General features: G+C 42.7%; 13 protein-coding genes and 1 other RNA gene. 2 read left to right on the top strand and 12 right to left on the bottom strand.

What is annotated here, in order from left to right; genetic code table 11:
* Positions 1-172: 172 nt before the first annotated feature.
* Positions 173-521, bottom strand: an RNA gene (gene rnpB / locus G631_RS19960) — RNase P RNA component class A.
* Positions 522-702: 181 nt separating this feature from the next.
* On the opposite strand from rnpB, the gene G631_RS0103465 reads away from it, so the two are divergent.
* Positions 703-1,254, top strand: coding sequence for a QueT transporter family protein (locus tag G631_RS0103465; protein WP_026488262.1), 552 nt, complete (start codon positions 703-705; stop codon positions 1,252-1,254).
* Positions 1,255-1,411: 157 nt separating this feature from the next.
* Entirely contained in the window at positions 1,412-2,863 is a 1,452-nt protein-coding gene (locus tag G631_RS0103460) for a cell wall hydrolase (protein WP_026488261.1), read from the top strand.
* A 126-nt stretch (positions 2,864-2,989) separates the two neighbouring features.
* Here the strand turns inward: G631_RS0103460 and G631_RS0103455 are convergent, their stop codons facing one another.
* The 11 genes from G631_RS0103455 to G631_RS0103405 all read right to left on the bottom strand — a co-directional run bounded on the left by G631_RS0103455 (position 2,990) and on the right by G631_RS0103405 (position 18,253).
* Entirely contained in the window at positions 2,990-3,916 is a 927-nt protein-coding gene (locus G631_RS0103455; RefSeq protein ID WP_155833867.1) for a hypothetical protein, read from the bottom strand.
* The gene (locus G631_RS0103450; RefSeq protein ID WP_035789283.1) at positions 3,909-4,406 is read right to left on the bottom strand and encodes an RNA polymerase sigma factor; all 498 of its coding nucleotides are present in this window, start codon (positions 4,404-4,406) and stop codon (positions 3,909-3,911) included. Before G631_RS0103450 ends, G631_RS0103455 begins: the two co-directional genes overlap by 8 nt.
* A 161-nt stretch (positions 4,407-4,567) precedes the next feature.
* On the bottom strand, positions 4,568-6,247 hold the full coding sequence (locus G631_RS0103445) for a vWA domain-containing protein (RefSeq protein ID WP_242829055.1): 1,680 nt from the start codon (positions 6,245-6,247) through the stop codon (positions 4,568-4,570).
* Positions 6,248-6,401: 154 nt separating this feature from the next.
* Positions 6,402-8,060, bottom strand: coding sequence for a nucleoside kinase (locus tag G631_RS0103440; RefSeq protein WP_026488257.1), 1,659 nt, complete (start codon positions 8,058-8,060; stop codon positions 6,402-6,404).
* Positions 8,061-8,126: 66 nt separating this feature from the next.
* Entirely contained in the window at positions 8,127-9,014 is an 888-nt protein-coding gene (locus tag G631_RS17840) for a class I SAM-dependent methyltransferase (protein ID WP_051196787.1), read from the bottom strand.
* A gap of 2 nt (positions 9,015-9,016) precedes the next feature.
* Positions 9,017-10,231: an RNA polymerase sigma factor RpoD gene (gene rpoD, locus G631_RS0103430; protein ID WP_026488256.1), complete on the bottom strand. Its 1,215-nt coding sequence runs from the start codon at positions 10,229-10,231 to the stop codon at positions 9,017-9,019.
* 439 nt (positions 10,232-10,670) lie between these two features.
* Positions 10,671-12,449, bottom strand: coding sequence for a DNA primase (gene dnaG, locus G631_RS0103425; protein ID WP_026488255.1), 1,779 nt, complete (start codon positions 12,447-12,449; stop codon positions 10,671-10,673).
* A gap of 3 nt (positions 12,450-12,452) precedes the next feature.
* On the bottom strand, positions 12,453-13,460 hold the full coding sequence (locus G631_RS0103420) for a deoxyguanosinetriphosphate triphosphohydrolase (protein ID WP_026488254.1): 1,008 nt from the start codon (positions 13,458-13,460) through the stop codon (positions 12,453-12,455).
* A 158-nt stretch (positions 13,461-13,618) separates the two neighbouring features.
* Positions 13,619-13,924: a hypothetical protein gene (locus tag G631_RS0103415; RefSeq protein ID WP_051196785.1), complete on the bottom strand. Its 306-nt coding sequence runs from the start codon at positions 13,922-13,924 to the stop codon at positions 13,619-13,621.
* 2 nt (positions 13,925-13,926) lie between these two features.
* Positions 13,927-14,385 (bottom strand): DUF6465 family protein, encoded by a 459-nt coding sequence (locus G631_RS19875; protein WP_051196784.1) that lies wholly within the window; start codon positions 14,383-14,385, stop codon positions 13,927-13,929.
* Between the two features lie 28 nt (positions 14,386-14,413).
* Positions 14,414-18,253 (bottom strand): SpaA isopeptide-forming pilin-related protein, encoded by a 3,840-nt coding sequence (locus G631_RS0103405; protein WP_026488252.1) that lies wholly within the window; start codon positions 18,251-18,253, stop codon positions 14,414-14,416.
* Positions 18,254-18,275: the final 22 nt, after the last annotated feature.

Genomic DNA, 18,275 nt, shown 5'->3' with positions numbered 1-18,275 from the left:
TTTTTTATCGAATAGGAAAGCAATTTCCTACTCAACGAAAAACAAGAGCCAAATGAAATATTTCATTCGACTCTTGTATCATATCGTATTATATATTCTTTGTCAGTTCATTTTTGTAAAAAAATATTGCAAATCTTGTCCTTTTGTAAGTGCTTTCAATTTTTTTACATTTTTAATGAGTAGGACTGTAAGCCGGGTTATGTCGTGGATGATCATCTATCTAGGACTGCCGTCGCCGACAGCCTCAAGCGACCCACCTGAAAGCGAGCCGGGCCGACTCATAGCTTTCTATTCGGTCTTGCTTCGGATGGGGTTTACATGGCTACTGATGTTACCACCAGCACGGTAGTCTCTTACACTGCCTTTCCACCCTTACCTGATTAAATCAGGCGGTATCTCTCTGTTGCACTATCCTGGGAGTCACCTCCACCAGACGTTATCTGGCATCCTGCCCTATGAAGCCCGGACTTTCCTCTCCCATGCCCTTTCGTTTGCATGGCAGCGATCACCTGTCCTACTCATGTGTTCATTATAATAAGAACTAACCAAAATTACCACACATCAGAAAACTTTGCAATGATTAATTAGACAAAAAATTCGGGTCGTGCTATTATTTTTTGGTTGCTCAAATGGCAACACGCAAAAGAAACATGTCAGTTCGAAACCTTCCTGACACAAAACAAAACTAAAGGAGAATAAAATATGCGTAACAAAAAGGTACTATTCATCACTCAGTCTGCGGCAATCGCAGCACTCTATGTAGTTTTAACACTACTAGCTAATGCATTTGGTCTTGCCAATCATGCAATCCAGGTGCGTTTTTCCGAGGCACTCACCATTCTGCCTTACTTCACACCAACAGCAATCCCAGGATTATTTGTAGGTTGTATCATCAGTAATATTCTAACAGGTTGTCACCCAATCGATACAGTTTTCGGTTCCCTGGCAACACTTGTTGGAGCTATCATAACTTACCTTATCGCTCATGGCTTTAAAATTCCAGGCTCAGAGGGTTACAGATGCAAGAGCACTCTCAGAAAGTGGCTCTGCCCAATCCCACCAATCGTAGCCAACATAATAGTTGTTCCTCAGGTTATCAGATACTGCTACGGCTCTGAAGATTCAGTTTCATTTCTCATGCTCACTGTTGGAGCAGGTGAAATCATTTCCTGCATGATTCTGGGAATGATTCTTCTATATGCCCTTGATTCCAGAAATGTGGGCAACAAGATTTTTGGAACCCCAAACAATTAAGCTTATTCACAGGCCATCTCCTCGGAGGTGGTCTTATTTTATAAAATATTGTAAGATATAGTTGTAAATGTGTTGATGTCTAATTTAAGGGGAGCCTATGATAAAGAGGGGATTATCGGGGATCTTAATATTTGTATTATGTTTCGAGGCCTTGTTTATGAATGTAAGGGCTCAGGAACTTGATGAAACACTTTCGACCATGCAACAGCAGGAAGCTGAAACCAAGGCCACTATTTCTGACCTTGAAAAACAGACCAAGGAAACAAAGGACGCCATCACACAACTTCAGGGCCAGCAACAGCAGACCCAGCAAAACGTATCTGCACTTCAAAATCAAAGTTCTTCACTTCAGAGCACTATCAATGGCTATACCAGCAAACTCACCACCCTAGATCAGGAAATTACAGAAGCAGAAACTGCAATGGCACAGGTTTCATCAGAAATCGTCCAGCTTGAAAAAGAGCTCCAGGCTGCACAAACCCAGGAAAAAGACAGATATAACCTTTTAAAGAAGAGGCTTCAGTCAACCTATGAAAATGGCGGTTCTAAAGGTCTTTTGCAAATTCTTTTAGTGTCTGGGACCCTTGAAGAATTCCTGACCAAGTTCGAATATTTGGATGCCATAATCAGATACGACAAGCGCAAGATTGCAGAATATCAAGCCCTTCAGGACACTATCTCTGCCAAAAAAGCTGCTGTAGAGGAAAAAGAATCCGAGCTTGATAAATACCAGGCTCAGCTCGATGAAAAGCACGATGAGCTCGCGACTCTTACTGACAACGTAAAAAGTCAGTTAAGTTCAACAAATTCAAATCTAAATTCCGAAAGAAACAAACTGGCCAACTTCGACCAGCAGTTAAAAGATCTAGATGCAAAAATGAAATCTCTTGAATCCCAAACCGCCGCAGCCCAGGCCAAACTTGCTCAGCAAATTGCAGAAAGGCTTGCTCTCACAAGAGAAGATACCTCCGGTTCCTACGATGCAAGCGATGAAGAACTTGTGTGGCTTGCCACCACTATCCAGGCGGAAGCTGGCGGTGAATCCTATACAGGAAAACTTGCTGTGGGATCAGTTATCATGAACAGAGTAAAAAGTTCTGCCTTCCCTAACACTATTGTTGCGGTTATCACACAAAATCTTCAGTTTGCTTCCTATAGATCAGGAAAAGTCGACCTCATAATGTCAAATGGTCCCAACTCTACATGTGTAAACGCTGCAAGAGAGGTTCTTGCTGGCGCTCGTGTTGGTGACTATCTCTTTTTTATGACAAAATACTGGGCAGACTACTACTGCATCAGCGAATATACAATGATTGGAAATCACGCTTTCTTTTACCGCTGGGTTACTACCCCCAAACCTGAACCTGCGCCAGTTTCAGAAGAAGCTCCTGCAGATCAGTCAACTGAAGAGGCTACTTCCCCGGAAGAAACTCCTCAGCCAGCAGAGCCTGCTACTCCTGAGCCTCAACCTACTACTCCTGATGAAACTCCTGCACCAGAGCCCACTCCCGCCCCAGAGGAAACTCCTCAGGACGAGCAGACTACACCTGAAGAAAACCCTCAGCCAGAGGAGCCTGATCCTACTCCAGAAGATAATCCTCAGCCATAGCAAGAAGAAGCTCCACCCCACCTTTTCTTGACTATTTGTAAAGAGACGCTGCTTATAAAAACAAGTGAATTAAAAAACCCCTCCATTACCATTTCCTAGTAATGAAGGGATTTTTTTCACTTATCATCAAAATGCAAGTATGTTGTTCATAAGCTCTGTCATTTCATCAAGATTGATCTTCTCTGCGCTATCAAGAGAATAATCTATTCCATCTACTGTCCAGAAGGCTCTATTATAGCCATCTTCTGTGCCGCTTACTGTAACTTCTGTATCGCCAGCTGTGATAGTGTCAACAACTACTCTATCAGAGCCGTTCTTTTTACTGCCGCTGTCAGACTGTGCACTACCTGCAATAGATTGGGGCTCAGAAGTCTGTGGTGCCGCTTCAATTGCTATATTGGGTTTTGAAATCTCTCCTGCTGTTCCACTAACTGTCTCTGCTTCTGCTACATTTCCGCCAGGCTCCTGACCTGTAGCAGTTCCTGCGTCTTCGCCAACAGACTTTTTCTGGGTTATTGTAATAGCATTACCAGAAACATCATATACAATAGTAGCATCTGTGCCATTATCAAGGTAGTAATCAACCTCTGATGACACACTGCTCAAATACTCGATTTCTGTGAAGTCTGTACCTGTTGCCTCAGCCATTTTCTCTACTGACTCGTACTTGACCCAGCTGTTCTTGATAAATTCAGCTTCCTTGTTGTGCAGATCTGCAGCCGCCTCATGTGTCAGCTCCTGAGCTTTCTCAGATAAACTGCTCCCTGTTTGCTTGCCGATAGTCTCACTTTTATCAAATACAGTAGCTGCTCCTATAAAAAGAACTACTGCAGCCGCAGCAACTCCAATATATCTGGTAAAAGAGTATACTGATTTCTTCCTGTTCTCTGCCCTCTTCGAAAATTCAATAGGGGTCTCTACCTTGTTCTCCAAGGTATCTTCATCAGTATTATTGTCCTCTGAAAATTCATTCGCAATATTCTGAAGAATTCTGCTGCGCATTTCTTCAGTAACTTCTATTTTGTTCATTACTTCATTATATTTATTACTCAAAGTCATACGCCTCCTTCAAAATAGCCCTAAGTTTATCTCGCCCTCGTTTGAGGTCTGATCGTACTGTCGATTCATTTCTGCCTAATATCTCCGCAATTTCCTTGGTTGCATATCCTTCCTGATAAAAAAGATGCACTACTTCTCGATACTTCTCAGGCAACTGCTTGACCGCTTCCCACACATAAGCCAGATCATCTTTGCCAGCTTCTGATACAAGCTCCTCCGACAATTCATCGGTCTGCCTGCGCTTTAAATAAAGTATCTTGTTCTTACTAAGATTAGAAGCAACTGTTATAAGCCACGCTTTCTCATGAGAGTCATTGGCAAAGGTCGGATCATTTCTCAAAAACTGAATAAGTGTGTCCTGCAAAATATCCTCCGCATCCTCCATGTTATGTAAATAGGAGTACGCAACTCGTAATATCATATTTCCATATTTATCCATTAACACTGCTGCCCGATCAGCAGCAGAGACTTTCTCTGTTCCCATATTTCCTCCGTAAAGCACTTATATTACACGCATATTTTTCCAAAATAACACATGTAGTATACCATGCCTTACGGAGTTTTGAAATAAGGAAAGTTTTAAGCTGTTTTTGCCTTCTATCGTAGATGACATTAGTATTTGCCTAATATCGTTTGCTATAGAATTTATCCATTCTCATTTAATGTATCAACAAGAGCATAGAACTCATCCTGATATTCATCAGTTTCCTCAAGTTCCTCATATACTTCGAGAATATCCTCAAGGCTTGCTGAGCCCTTGTTCTCTGAATCTGTGAGGATAAGGGCAAATTCTGCTACTGAACCTGCAAACCTGAAATTCTCAGAAGGATTACTTGTAACTGACTCATTTCCAACCACAACACTAACAAGCTCTGACTTATCTGCGTCGATTTCCTTGTAGCGAACACTAACTGTTGCAAGTTCATCTGAGTAATCGCCTTCTTCCTTCTGCTCGCCGCCCTGATACTTAAGGCTAATAGCCTTTGCAGAATCTGTAGGAATGATTTCGTAAAGAGCAACTACCTCATGACCTGCGCCAATCTCGCCACCGTCCTTGGAATCATCGTTGAAATCCACATCCGCCATTACTCTGTTCTCATAACCTATCAGTTTATAAGCATTTACATTCTCAGGATTAAACTCAACCTGAAGCTTAACGTCCTTGGCTACTGTGTAGAGAGTTGATGTCATCTCGTCAACTAAAACCTTCTTGCCCTCTGAAAGAGAATCAATATAGGAATAGTTACCATTTCCGCAGTCAGCAAGTTTTTCCATCTTGTCGTCTTTATAGTTGCCATTTCCAAAGCCAAGAACCGAGAGGAAAACGCCATCATCTTTTTTCTCTGTAATAAATGCTTCAAGATCTTCAAGACTAGAAATACCAACGTTAAGGTCTCCGTCAGTAGCCATGATCACTCTGTTGTTTCCGCCCTCTATAAAATTCTCAAGTGCAATTTCATAAGCCTTCTGCATACCTGCCTGACCATTTGTTGAGCCATGAGCTGAGAGCTTTTTGATCTCTTTCTTGATCTTCTTTTTATTTTTCATGCTCTCTCCAGAGAGGATTACCTTTTCCTCGCCAGAATATGTTACTACTGAAATAGTACCCTCATCAGGAAGTGCATCCACAAGCTCTGTCATGGACTTCTTAAGAAGTGGAAGCTTATTCTCGCTATTCATTGAGCCAGATACATCGATAAGAAATACCAAATTGTTGACTGGCGCTTCGTTTTTGTCTATTTCTGCTGTCTTCATTCCAACAAACATCAGCTGATTATCTTCATTCCATGGGCATGTAGAAACCTCCGTAGTAAATGCAAATTTCTCGCCGTCCTCAGGATAATTCAGATCATAGTTAAAATAGTTGATGAACTCCTCAGGTCTTACGGCATCTGGGTTAATATCACTTACCCTGTAGCCATCCTGGATCATTCTGCGGACATTTGAATAGGAAGCTGTGTCCACATCTGCTGCGAAGGTTGAAAGTGGCTGAGTCTGCACCAGACAAAAGCCGTTTTCTTCAGGCTTGGTGTAGGACTCATTTTCATTTCCAATTGTTGGATCACTCCACCCCTCCTCATAGGTAGTTGTTGTCTCTGTCTTTGAATTTGACTGATAGCTACTTTTTTTATCTCCCTTTGAGGAAGATGCTGGAGCTGCCGGAGCTGCGTCATATGAAGCATTTGATTCTGTAGCTTCATAAGTGGTTGTTGTGGTAGTAGTTGTCGTAGTTTCAGTGTAATGACCACCTCCACAACCTGTCAGGGTTCCCGCAAGGAGCGACGAACCAATTAGTAGTGACAAACATCTTGCTTTCTTTTTCATAATTTTTCCCTCCAAAGTGTACCAGCAAGTTACTGGTTTTTATTCACCTTCTACTAGGGAAACATAAGGGAAAAAATATATGTTGCAAAAACGGCAAAAAAATTCGCCAGATTTTTTATTCTGGCGAATTTCCAATTATGTCACATATATTTACTTATACCTTAAAGCAGCTTCCGCCAACAAATTCTCTGCAAATAGAATTTCTTGGAAGGAAAGAACTGTCTACGCTCACAAAGTAGTCAAGGAACTTAAGAAGCCTTTTGGCCTCATAGTACTCAGGCTCATCTTTGCCTATGTTAAAAAGAAGTGGCTCAGCAAAAGGCTTTATAACTGCAAGCTCATAAATCTGTGCTGAGTTAAACATCTCATCTGCCTCTTCCTGGAATGGAAAGATATTGGCTTCCTCTCCTGCCCTTACTGATCCCCACATACTGATAGTTCTCTTGGCAGAAGCCCCTCTGGTCCTGGCATCTCTTACAATTCTTCTAAGGAGACGACCATCTGTTGTAGGAATTCTGTTGTGGTTATCAATGCTAAGAGTTGTCAGAGCACTGATATAAATCTTAAACTTGGACTCAGCAGGAAGAGCATAGCTCATTTTCTCATTAAGTCCATGAATACCCTCGATAACAAGAATATCGTTCTTGCCAAGCTGCAGATACTCTCCATTCATTTCTCTTTTGCCAGTAATAAAGTTAAATTCTGGCATTTCAACTCTCTCTCCGTTAAGAAGCCTTGTCATGTCCTTGTTAAACTGCTCAACATCAAGAGCCTCAAGGCATTCAAAGTTATAGCTTCCATCAGCATTAAGAGGAGTCTTTTCTCTGTCCACAAAATAGTTATCAAGGCTGATAGGATGTGGGACAAGGCCAAATGCCCTTAGCTGTATGGATAATCTGTTTGCAAAACTGGTCTTGCCAGAAGAGCTTGGGCCAGCGATCATAACGAATTTAACATCAATTCTCTTAAAGATTTTCCTTGCTATATCTGCAATGCGGCTCTCCTGAAGTGCCTCCTGAACCAGCATCATCTCATTGATCCTGCCCTCGCAGATCATATTGTTAAGATCTCCAACATTATCAATTCCCATCATGCTGCCCCAATCTGCAGAAAGCATCATGGTCTCAAAGAGCTTCTCTCTTGGCTCAGAGACAATGACTTTCTTGGGCTCCGCCTTGGTAGGAAGGGTAAAGAGAAGTCCTCCATGATAGCAGTCAACCTGGAAATTCTCAATATATGAGGTGTTTGGAAGCATGTAACCATAGAAGTAGTCGTACAGATCATCAAGCTTGTAAATATTGATCTCAGAACTTCTTCTATATTTTAAAAGAGCTACCTTATCATCCATGCCCTGCTTGGCAAAAAGCTCCACAGCATCATCAAGTGGATAAACCTTTTTAGTAATAGGAATCTTGGCATCAATAAGTTCCTGAATCCTGTCTGAAACCTTTTTAGCAAATGCCTCGTCCACTTTTTCATTGCCCATGCCCTTTATGGTGCAGTAATAGCCGTTTCCAACAGTAAATTCAACTCGTGTCTTAAGCTTTTTATCACCACCCACATCACGAACAGCCTTGATCAGCATCATGACTGCTGTTCTGCGCATAGTCTTGTAACCGATAGTATCAGCAAAGGTGATAAAAGAAAGCTCGCCGTCTTTTTTGACAGTCTTCATAAGCTCTCTTATCTTGCCATTAAAAAGAACTGCCGCAATCCTGTGCTCATATTCTCCCTGATGTTCCCTTGCTATATCTTCAAATGTAACGCCCTTATCATATTCTTTTGTAATACCATTTATAGTAATCTTTGCCATAAGGATTTCCCCTTTTCGCATATATTATTTATGACGCTTTGCAAGAAACCTGTATCCTAAAAAACCTCATCGATACAGTAAAAGCGCACTTTCTATCTCAAGAAGGTCCTTTTTTAGTTCCTCTGCCCTCTCTAAATGTCCCTTATCTTCTAAGGTCTTTAAGATGGACTCAGATACCTTTTTTCCGTGCTCGAGATAGTTTTTTAAGACTTCATCCCTATTTAGGATGTTAATTTCTCCAAATCTGTCGCAGATGTGTCTTGCCATAGTCTCATTGCAGGAAGTCTTATCCACAAGAAGAGTCATAGCTTCATGAAGATAGTCATGAATTCTTCCATGCCTGTCTGCAGCCAGCCTCTCATCGCCAAATACAACCCTCATCGGGAAATAGAACTTACCATCATCCAAAAGAACTTTCTCATCCACAATGATATATCCCTTATCCCTAAGGTATGCCCTGAACTCATCAATATCTGACTGAGGCTGGAGGATTCCCTGGCTGATAAGTAGCCTTTTAGGATCTCTTTCCTCCAAAATGCGCATCATGAGCTTGCCGCCCATTCCAGCGACTATAAGGGCATTGGCTTCGCCTGCCGATAGTTCTTTTAACCCGTCAGAGAGCCTTGTCTCAATAAGGCCATCAAGACCATATTCCCTGATGTTATCATAAGCTCCAGATAGAGGCCCTTTCCTGACATCCATGGCTATGGCACCCTTTGCGATGCCGCTCTGCAAAAGATATATTGACACATATCCATGATCACAGCCAACGTCAGCAACCACAAGGCCCTTCTCTGCACAAGTATCGCCTTTATCAAAATCGCCAGTACCAGATTCTCCTGCATCCACGCCTCGGAGCATCTCAGCTATAGCGATGAGCCTTTTAGACATTCTGGCAGCAACGCTTATCTGTGCCATATTCGCATCTGCATTCTCAGTGTTATTTCTTTTCATGATCAATCAAGATAATCCTTGAGCTTGCGGCTGCGGCTAGGGTGACGAAGCTTTCTAAGAGCCTTAGCCTCAATCTGACGGATACGCTCACGGGTTACGTTAAATTCCTTACCTACTTCTTCAAGAGTTCTTGCTCTTCCATCATCAAGACCAAAACGGAGTCTGAGAACCTTCTGCTCACGCTCAGTAAGAGTTCCAAGAACCTCTACCAGCTGTTCCTTTAACAGTGTGAAGGCTGCAGCATCTGCTGGTACTGGAACGTTATCATCCTGAATGAAATCACCAAGATGTGAATCTTCCTCTTCACCGATAGGTGTCTCAAGTGATACTGGTTCCTGAGAAATCTTGAGGATCTCACGAACACGCTCTACAGGCATATTCATCTCTTTTGCAACCTCTTCTGGAAGTGGCTCACGGCCAAGCTCCTGGAGAAGCTGACGGCTCACGCGGATGAGCTTGTTGATGGTCTCAACCATATGTACAGGAATACGGATAGTTCTGGCCTGGTCAGCAATAGCTCTTGTGATAGCCTGTCTGATCCACCATGTAGCGTATGTAGAGAACTTGAAGCCCTTACGGAAATCAAACTTCTCAACTGCCTTGATAAGACCAAGGTTACCTTCCTGGATAAGATCAAGGAAGAGCATTCCTCTACCAACATATCTCTTGGCAATACTTACAACAAGACGAAGGTTTGCCTCTGCAAGACGCTTCTTGGCCTCTTCGCCCTCATAGATAATAGCGTTAAGTTCTTTCTTTCTGGCATCTGAAAGCTTGTTCTTGCCCTCGTCCTCAGCAAGCTCTTTTTCTGCATCGATTCCAGCTTCCATTGCCTTGGCAAGGTCGATTTCCTGATCAGCTGTAAGAAGAGGCACCTTACCAATTTCCTTGAGGTACATTCTGACAGGATCTTCAATGCTGATTCCATCTGGCACTGAAAGATCGATGTTCTCCATATCTACTTCTTCATCGTCATCAACAAGAAGCATGTCCTCATCTTCTGGAAGATCATCAATATCTTCTTCAGATACTCTAAGAACGTCAATTCCAGAATTTTCAAGAACTTCCAGAACATTGTCAAACTGTTCATCGTTGAGATTGAGCTCTGCAAAGAAATCACTTATCTCTGCATACTCAAGAACGTTTTTCTTTTTCTTGGCAAGTGCAAGGATATCCTTGACTTTCTGTGCAAAGAGCTCCTTTGTAGCCTCATCGATCTCGCCATCATCAGATGATGTTGTCTCCTCTGCCTTGGCAGCCTTCTTGGAAGTCTTCTTAGCCTTTACTTCCTCCTTGGGTGCCTCAGCCTCTGCTGCCTTCTTGCCTCTCTTTGCTGTCTTCTTTTCTGTAGCAGCCTCTTCTACAACTTCTTCCTCAGCAGCCTTCTTGGTCTTTTTAGCCTTAGTGGACTCATCTGTTACGATTACTACTTTCTTGGTAGTTTTCTTTGCAGTCTTTTTCTCTGGTTCAGCCTTCTCTGTTTCCTTCTTGGCTGTCTCTTTCTTGGTTGTAGCCTTCTTGGTTGTCTCCTTGGATTCTGCCTCCTTGGCAGTTGTCTTCTTAGTAGTAGCCTTTACAGTCTTCTTTGCCTCTGTTTCCTTGCTTGCAACTTCTTTCTTTGCCATTTTATTCTATCTTCCTTTTCTATTAGTTTACTTAATCATCTGGAGAAATATTGGCATGAGCCAGCTTCTCCAACTCTTTCTTGCCCTGGATGGTCTTGGTTAAAAACTCAGGATCATCAGGCTTTAGTTCTCTCTTTTGCCTGTCATATCCTGCCTGCCTTACGCCCAGGATAATGTCCCTAAAGGCCTTGCGCCTCTGATCCTTGGTTTCAATATCCACCAGGTTTGTGTTAAACATCTCTGCCACCTGACTATACTGTTCCTCCTCTGTAAAGTGGTCCAGTATTGCCGCCGGTGAAAAATTGCCATTTTCCATTCCGGAAAAGACCTCTTTTGCCACTTCTCTGTACAGATCATCAGCGAAGTCCTGCGGTTTAACATAGGCCTTGACTTTCGGAAATATCGAGGGCTCATCCGATAGCCATGTAAGGAGAAGTCTCTGGTTCTTTCTGGCTCCGTCCTCTGGCCCCGTTTTCTTTTGTATCCCTGATTCCGGTCGTCTGGCTGGCCTTACCATTCCCGCCTTGGCCGCAAAAGATGCTACGAGTTGCTTTAAATCTGCTACAGCTATGTTGTACCTTGCTGCCACAGCCTCTATGTAATTGTCCCTTTCAAGAGCTTCCTCAAACTCGCATAATTTCTGGGCCACTTCCTTGTAAAACTCGGTTTTGTCCTCAGGATCAGCCATGTTATGACGGCTCTCCATTATCCGGACCTCGAAAAAGAAAGTGTTCTCCGCTCTTCTGATTCGCTCCTCAAAGGCTTCCCTGCCTTCATTCTTGATAAATTCATCAGGATCCTTGTGGGGCCTGAGGTCTAAGACCTTGCCCTTAAGTCCTGCCTCCTTGAGAATACCTATTCCCCTGAGGGCTGCCTTGGTTCCCGCTTCATCACTATCATAGGACAGAATCACCTCATCGGTGTACCTCTTAAGTATCATGGCCTGCCCCGGTGTAAACGCCGTTCCAAGAGAAGCCACGGCCATATTAAAGCCTGCCTGATGCATAGCTATAACATCCATGTAACCTTCACAGATTATCATGTAGCCTGCCCTTGCGTTCTTGGCATAATTAAGGCCAAAGAGGTTTCTGCTCTTATCAAAGATAGGTGTTTCCGGCGAGTTAAGGTACTTGGGCTTGCCATCTCCCAAAACTCTTCCTCCAAAGCCTATGACCTTGTTGGAGGCATCCTGAATCGGAAACATTACTCTGTTCCAGAATTTATCATGTGTTCCATATTTCTCGTCATAGGATGCAAGTCCTGCCTCGATTATCTGGCTGTCCTGGTATCCCAGTTTCTTTAAATGCTTGACCAGATCATCGCTTGTTACATTGGCATATCCAAGTCCAAAATGCTGCATGGTTTCATCAGAGAGTTCTCTCTTTTTGAAATATTCCATACCCTTTTGACCGTTCTTGCCTCTTAGCTGATAGTAATAATACTTGGCAGCCTCTTTGTTGATATCAAGTAGGATCTGCCTCTTATCGCGCATGGCCTTGGCCTGCGGTGAATCATCCTCATCTGGAAGCTTGATGCCGGCTCTGTCTGCCAGTTGTTTAACTGCTTCCTGAAATGTTAAGTTGTCATATTTCATCAAAAAAGTTATGACATTGCCCCCGGCTCCGCAGCCAAAGCAGTAATACATCTGCTTGTGACCTGAAACGCAAAACGAACCGGATTTCTCATTGTGGAAAGGACACAGGCCAAAATGATTGGCGCCTTTTTTCTGAAGGTGGACATACTGCCCTATCACATCAACAATGTCATTCCTGCTGCGGACTTCTTCGATGATTTCGTCCGAATATCGCATAAATTATAAAACTCCCCATGCCCTTGGTATGTATATTTCTTCAAATACCGCCACTGCATATCTGTCAGTCATAGAGCTGACATAGTCACATACAAGGCGCTCCTTGGTAGCTCCCTTGTCCATCATATCCTTGAGATATCCAGGAAGCTTATCAATATGATCAATGTAATAGTGATATAGAATCTTGATCATATCCTCAACCTTGCCCTCCTGCCCCTTGGCTATCGGGTTGGTATAAACTCTTTCAAACATAAATTTGCGAAGTCTGTGGAAAGCATTGTAAACCTCCTCAGACATTCTGATATCATCAGTATCCATACTGACTGAGATAATATCGTGGATAAAAGTGTCTATCCACTCCCTGTTGGAATTACCGATCACCTTGGCAAGATCCCGTGGAACATCACTCTCCACCAGAATTCCGCCTCTTATGGCATCGTCCATGTCGTGGTGCATATAGGCAATCTTGTCAGAGAGCCTTACAACTCTTCCCTCTAAAGTAGCAGGGCGAAGATCCATTTCATGGTTAAGGATTCCGTCTCTTACCTCCCAGGTAAGATTAAGGCCCTGTCCGTAATTCTCCAAAACTTCTACAATACGAAGGCTCTGTTCATTGTGTTTAAATCCAAAAGGGCAAACCTCGTTAAGTGCTCTCTCTCCGGCATGTCCAAAAGGAGTGTGTCCAAGGTCATGTCCAAGAGCTATTGCCTCTGCCAGATCCTCGTTGAGCCTAAGAGCCTTGGCTATTGTCCTGGCATTCTGAGATACCTCCAGGGTATGTGTCATACGGGTTCTGTAGTGATCCCCATCTGGAGATAAAAAGACCTGTGTCTTATCCTTGAGTCTTCTAAAGGATTTAGAGTAGAGAATCCTGTCTCTGTCCCTCTGGAAGCAAGGCCTGATGTCACAAGGCTTCTCGTCCTTCTCTCTGCCCTTTGTTTCTGTGCTAAGAGTAGCATGCTTACTAAGTATCTGCTTTTCTCTTTCCTCGAGCTGTTCTCTTATTTTCATTGGCAAGTCCTCTTTATGAAACTTCCGCTACTAAATGCCCCCACAATGTACTGTATATCATCTTTGTAAAAAGAAAACCCCACATCTACTAATATTCGACGTGGGATTCTCATTTCCTTTTTTAATTGTAAAAATTTTTTGAAAAGTTTTACCAATTCTTATTTCTGCCAGTTTCCGGCTTCGTGCTGCTCATTAAACCATTTCACAGCCGCCTCAAGGCCTTCCTCTGAAAACTCGAAATCCTCGGATTTCATAAGGGCCTTGTCTGTATGAGCGTAGGCATAGGGCTCTGGCCATATAGTCGCGCGAAGAGTTGCCGGTCCTCTTTTATCAACAGGTACAAAAAAGACATTTTCAAGAGGCTCTCTTGCTAGTCTGTAGCGCATTCCCTCGTAGCTCCCATAGAATGCCTCTCCATATAAATAATGGTTGAAGTTAAAAAATGTGTGTTTATCTATTGCCATGATCAAAACTCAATTCTGCCAGTTTCTTTGTGATTGACCACATAGTAAGCTGCATTGTCAGCAGGCTTGATATAAATCTGGATCTGGTCAATGTCTCCAGGCTTGTTTCCGCGGCTGTAGAAATCGGCCTTAGCCCTCTCAACAAGATCAGTTGTCCTGATCTCATGGTCACTGTACTGGATAAATACTTCCTCATTGCAGGCAAGACGTGCGGCCTGTCTTGTAATATTCTCTTTGGCATTCTGAGCCACCTTGGAAGCCTTCATGGCAACGGGAGTAGCTTTCTCTTTTACCATATCGATAACTGGTTCTGCCTTGCTGATAATATCCTCAACATAGGGCTGTGCCTTGCTCTTAACATCTTCAACTACTGGCTGTGCCTTCTCAATATATGGCGCAGCTGCATCTGAAACTTCTCTTGCGATCTCTCTGATTCTTTCCTCTGGTGTCTTCTTAGCCACTGTGGTCCCTCCTAAAGAAATTTAGTAGTTATAGTTTACCCACTTTATTTCTTTTAGTCAAAATAAGTCCAAGACATACTACTGCAACTATGATAACTGCTATAGAGCCTGCCATACTCCTGTCACCTGTAGCACTTCTTCTTGCTCCAAGTACTGCTGGCATATTGCCGTTTCCAGGAGTTCTTCTGGCTCCAAGAACCTGCGGAATATCAGTTGATGGAATAGTTGTGGTGATTGTTTCTGTAACAACTGTGTTGCCTGTAGGTGGCTCTGGTGTAGGATCATCTGGAACATCAGGAATCAGATCATTTTCTACGACAGCGCCATAGGTTGATCCTGTCTCTGATGTATTTATGTCATACTCCACAAGTCCGCTTATTCCATGGGCTGTAAGGTATGCCTTAATTGTTGCGGCATTCTCACTATATTTTTCACCCTTAAATACTATGTAGTGCTTGGTATCATCGAGCTTGTATCCCTTAGGAGCTGATGTTTCCTGGTAATAATACAGGTTGTCAAAGATAAGAGAATCATATTTTCCATCTTTTTCAAACTTAACAACTCCGTTTGAGTCGGAGGCTGCTGTTGCAACGACTTCCTCTGTTCCCTTTTCAGCATCAATTCTAACAAGTCTAAATACTGCTCCCTGAAGTCCCACAAGGCTGTTACCTGTAGAAACTTTAGTAATCTTGATAAAGCCCTTGTCACTTGTAATGTCTGCCTGAGCATTTTCTATGATGTAGGATTCCTTGACTCCAGTAGAAATGGTACCCTCACCGATCAGAGTAGCTGTATTACCGACTGTAACCTGCTTCTTGCCATCTCCTACATCTACAGCATCCTTGGAATCTGGAATTACTGTGTACTTTACAACAAAGGCCTTGTTGTCTGGAATTGTAATAGCAAAAGACCTGTTATCGTCTGAAACCTCTATCTTGCTGATATCAAGCTGATACTCAACACCACTCTTGTCCTCTTTAGAAGGATCATAGTTGTAAATCTTAAGAGTGCCCGCTTCGTAAACGCCGCCTTCAAGCTTATCTGTAAGCTTGACCTCCTCTCTGTCTGAGAAGATATCTGTTCCAAGCTCATTTACAACAACTGAATATTCAACGTGACCCGTCTCTTCATTAAGATTAGCCTTTTTCTCAAGAAGTGTAATGGTATTCTGGCTTCCGCCGTTTGCCATGCCACTTGCTCTGCCGACCTGTCCAAAAGCTTCGTTGTCAAAAGATAAAGTGATCTTGCCACTACCGCCCTTCTTAATAAGACTCTTTATGTATGTATCTACAACTTTAGTCTTAAAGGAAACAGTGTAGTACTCTGCTTCCCAGTCAAAGTTCCAGGTAAGTGTTTCCCTGTTATCTTCCCTGGTAACTGTTGGCTCCAAGGAAATACCATCTGCTGCATCAGCCTTTGTTATAAGAGCTGAACCCTCTACGTACTCAAGACCCTCTGGAAGCTTGTCTGTTACTGTTGCCTTGCTGCCAGATACAAGTGTAGTGCTCTGTCCAAGGTCGTTCTTATTAACCTTTATATTCCAAGGAATAAGGTAATTGCCAGATGCAGTGTCGTAACTTCCTGGCATAGCTGTTTTATCCATTGGAAGTCCATCTGTTGAAAATTCGTATGCCTTAGGATCAGCAGGAATTACTGTCTTATCAATCTTAAGTGAAGCCTCGTTTGTAAAACGAATTGTGCTTCCGCTTGGGAAAGAATGGCCATCCTTATTACCATAATAGTCCTGAGTGCTATATTTTATAACATACATGCCTGCAGGAAGTTTATTTGCTGTTAATGTGTAAGAGCTGCCATCTTCACTAAATGTTACCTTAAAGCCTGTAACTTCTGTCTCGGTTGTACTATCGCTGCCAAGTCTGTATAATTTGATGCTGTCCTCAATCATGTAGGCGCCAACTGTCTTGCCGCCAATAAGAGCCACCTCAGGACTTATTGTATCTGTAATAACCACATTATTTGAATCTCTGCCTTCAGTAGTAAAGACAGTTTCCCAGTTAACAAGGCCTGCATCTGAACGCTCGCCAAGCATATCCTTGTAAATTGAAGCAAAGAATACGCCAAAGTAGTCATTTGAAGCCTCTGCACCAGCTATGAACTCATCTCCTCTATAGATAGATGCCTTATTGTTGTACTTGGTCTTCTCTTTTGTTGGATAGTCCTTCTTGTCACCTTTAATCTTTGTATTGTAGAAAATTCTGTAATAGGCAACTGGAATATCTTTTGTAAACTTGATAGTAAACTTATTTCCATCAACTACAATAAGATTTCTAAGAGCCGGAAAATCTTTCCAGGTCATCTGGTCATAAGAAATCTTTACTTCAAAAGAGTCCTCAATATACTCCATCCTATTGTCAACTTCATCAACGAAGGTATAACCAGTAAGATTGTGTGGTACAGAGCCTCCGTTAATATATATCTGCCACTGGGCAATACCATCAGGAGTTACTCCACCAGGATTTGATCTGTTTGTACCAAACTTTGAAAGCCATTTGCTCTCACTTTGAGTAGCATAGCTATCTACAGAATGGATATTAGAACCCTGCCAGCTCCAACTAGCCTTATTGCTGTTCTGATGCTCAGCTATGATCTGTTCTGCAGTCTTGCCGGAAGTATTGTAGTCGTCAATAGCTCTTACCTGATAGTAGAGAGTATATTTACCCGCCGGCACATCTCCTGCATGAACAACCAACTTATGAGGTGATTGTTTATCAAACTTGATGTGAGCAAGAACTGTGGATTCATTATTGAGGTTCCATCTTCCTGTAAACTCAAGGTTATCTCCAAGTTCATCTGTGATCACAAAATCTTTTACATCACTATTTACTGTGAACTTTACGCTAAACCAGGCTGTACCGTTCTTTATGGCAACAGGCCTTTTGTAAGCTGTAATAACAGGATTCTCGATATTAACCTCTATCTCATCTCCATTGGAGAAAACAACCTTAATAGGTGTCTTGTCTTCAATAGTCTCAGCATCAAACTTGCAGCTAAGGCTAACGCTTCCCTTAAGCCCGTTTGGCTTATTGACTACGTTTTCCGGAGCAATGCTAAATCTCATAACGTTGTCAGAGCCAACAACTGCTGTTCCTATATTTCTGCCATCCTCATATACAGGAATCTCACTACCTGCTGCCTTTGAAAAATCAAGGCTTGCTGGAAGAGTATATACAAACTTTCCATCAGGAATAAGTTCTGGCTTAAAGATCTCAAAATCAAATCCAATAGAAAACTCTTTGCTGGTATCACTGATACTTTCTGGTAAATGATTAGTAACCTCAGCAAAAGATTTATCACTCAGATCAGGTGTAGTTGCTGGTGCAGGAGTTTGAGCCAGCATAGTTCCTAAAAGTGCTGCCTTCTCCTCATCTGTCAGATTATCTAAATCCTCAAGATCTGACAGGTCCAGCTCTGTAACCTCATCTGAGCTAGCTTCTGAAGCAGCCTCTGATGCTTCCTTAGAAGTTTCCTCTGCTGCATCTTCTGTATCAGCCTTTTGGCCAGCCTCTACGGCTTCTGAAGTTCCAGACTGGGCATCTGTTCCCTCTATTGTTGAGCCTGTAGCAGCTGAACTTGCATTGGTTTCTGTTCCCTGTTCGCCGGAGTCGCCCCCAACTTCTGTCTCATCCAGTGAGACAGTTTCTGTATTCTGGTTCAGACTCGCTATCATACTCTCAGTTAAGGGCTCAAAAATAGAAGCTCCCTGAGAAGCTTCTAAAGATTCAGTACTAACTGAGTATACAGCTTCCTCCCCATCTGCAGCAGTAACCACCGCTGTTCCAATACTAGAAAATGCTGTTGTAAGCACAATAAGGCCTACCAGCAATTTCCTTCCCCAAAACTTTTTCATTATCTCTTTCCTCCCTTAAATT

This window comes from Butyrivibrio sp. XBB1001 (assembly GCF_000424505.1).
GTDB lineage: Bacteria > Bacillota > Clostridia > Lachnospirales > Lachnospiraceae > Butyrivibrio.
The sequence above is the reverse complement of the archived record's forward strand: the minus strand, read 5'-3'. Positions and strand labels throughout refer to the sequence as shown.

Excerpts from the sequence above, each read along its gene's own strand:
- G631_RS0103465 (WP_026488262.1), top strand. The coding sequence starts at position 703 with ATGCGTAACAAAAAGGTACTATTCATCACTCAGTCTGCGGCAATCGCA.
- G631_RS0103460 (WP_026488261.1), top strand. The coding sequence starts at position 1,412 with ATGAATGTAAGGGCTCAGGAACTTGATGAAACACTTTCGACCATGCAA.
- G631_RS0103450 (WP_035789283.1), bottom strand. The coding sequence starts at position 4,406 with ATGGGAACAGAGAAAGTCTCTGCTGCTGATCGGGCAGCAGTGTTAATG.
- G631_RS0103445 (WP_242829055.1), bottom strand. The coding sequence starts at position 6,247 with ATGAAAAAGAAAGCAAGATGTTTGTCACTACTAATTGGTTCGTCGCTC.
- G631_RS0103440 (WP_026488257.1), bottom strand. The coding sequence starts at position 8,060 with ATGGCAAAGATTACTATAAATGGTATTACAAAAGAATATGATAAGGGC.
- G631_RS17840 (WP_051196787.1), bottom strand. The coding sequence starts at position 9,014 with ATGAAAAGAAATAACACTGAGAATGCAGATGCGAATATGGCACAGATA.
- dnaG (WP_026488255.1), bottom strand. The coding sequence starts at position 12,449 with ATGCGATATTCGGACGAAATCATCGAAGAAGTCCGCAGCAGGAATGAC.
- G631_RS0103420 (WP_026488254.1), bottom strand. The coding sequence starts at position 13,460 with ATGAAAATAAGAGAACAGCTCGAGGAAAGAGAAAAGCAGATACTTAGT.
- G631_RS0103415 (WP_051196785.1), bottom strand. The coding sequence starts at position 13,924 with ATGGCAATAGATAAACACACATTTTTTAACTTCAACCATTATTTATAT.
- G631_RS0103405 (WP_026488252.1), bottom strand. The coding sequence starts at position 18,253 with ATGAAAAAGTTTTGGGGAAGGAAATTGCTGGTAGGCCTTATTGTGCTT.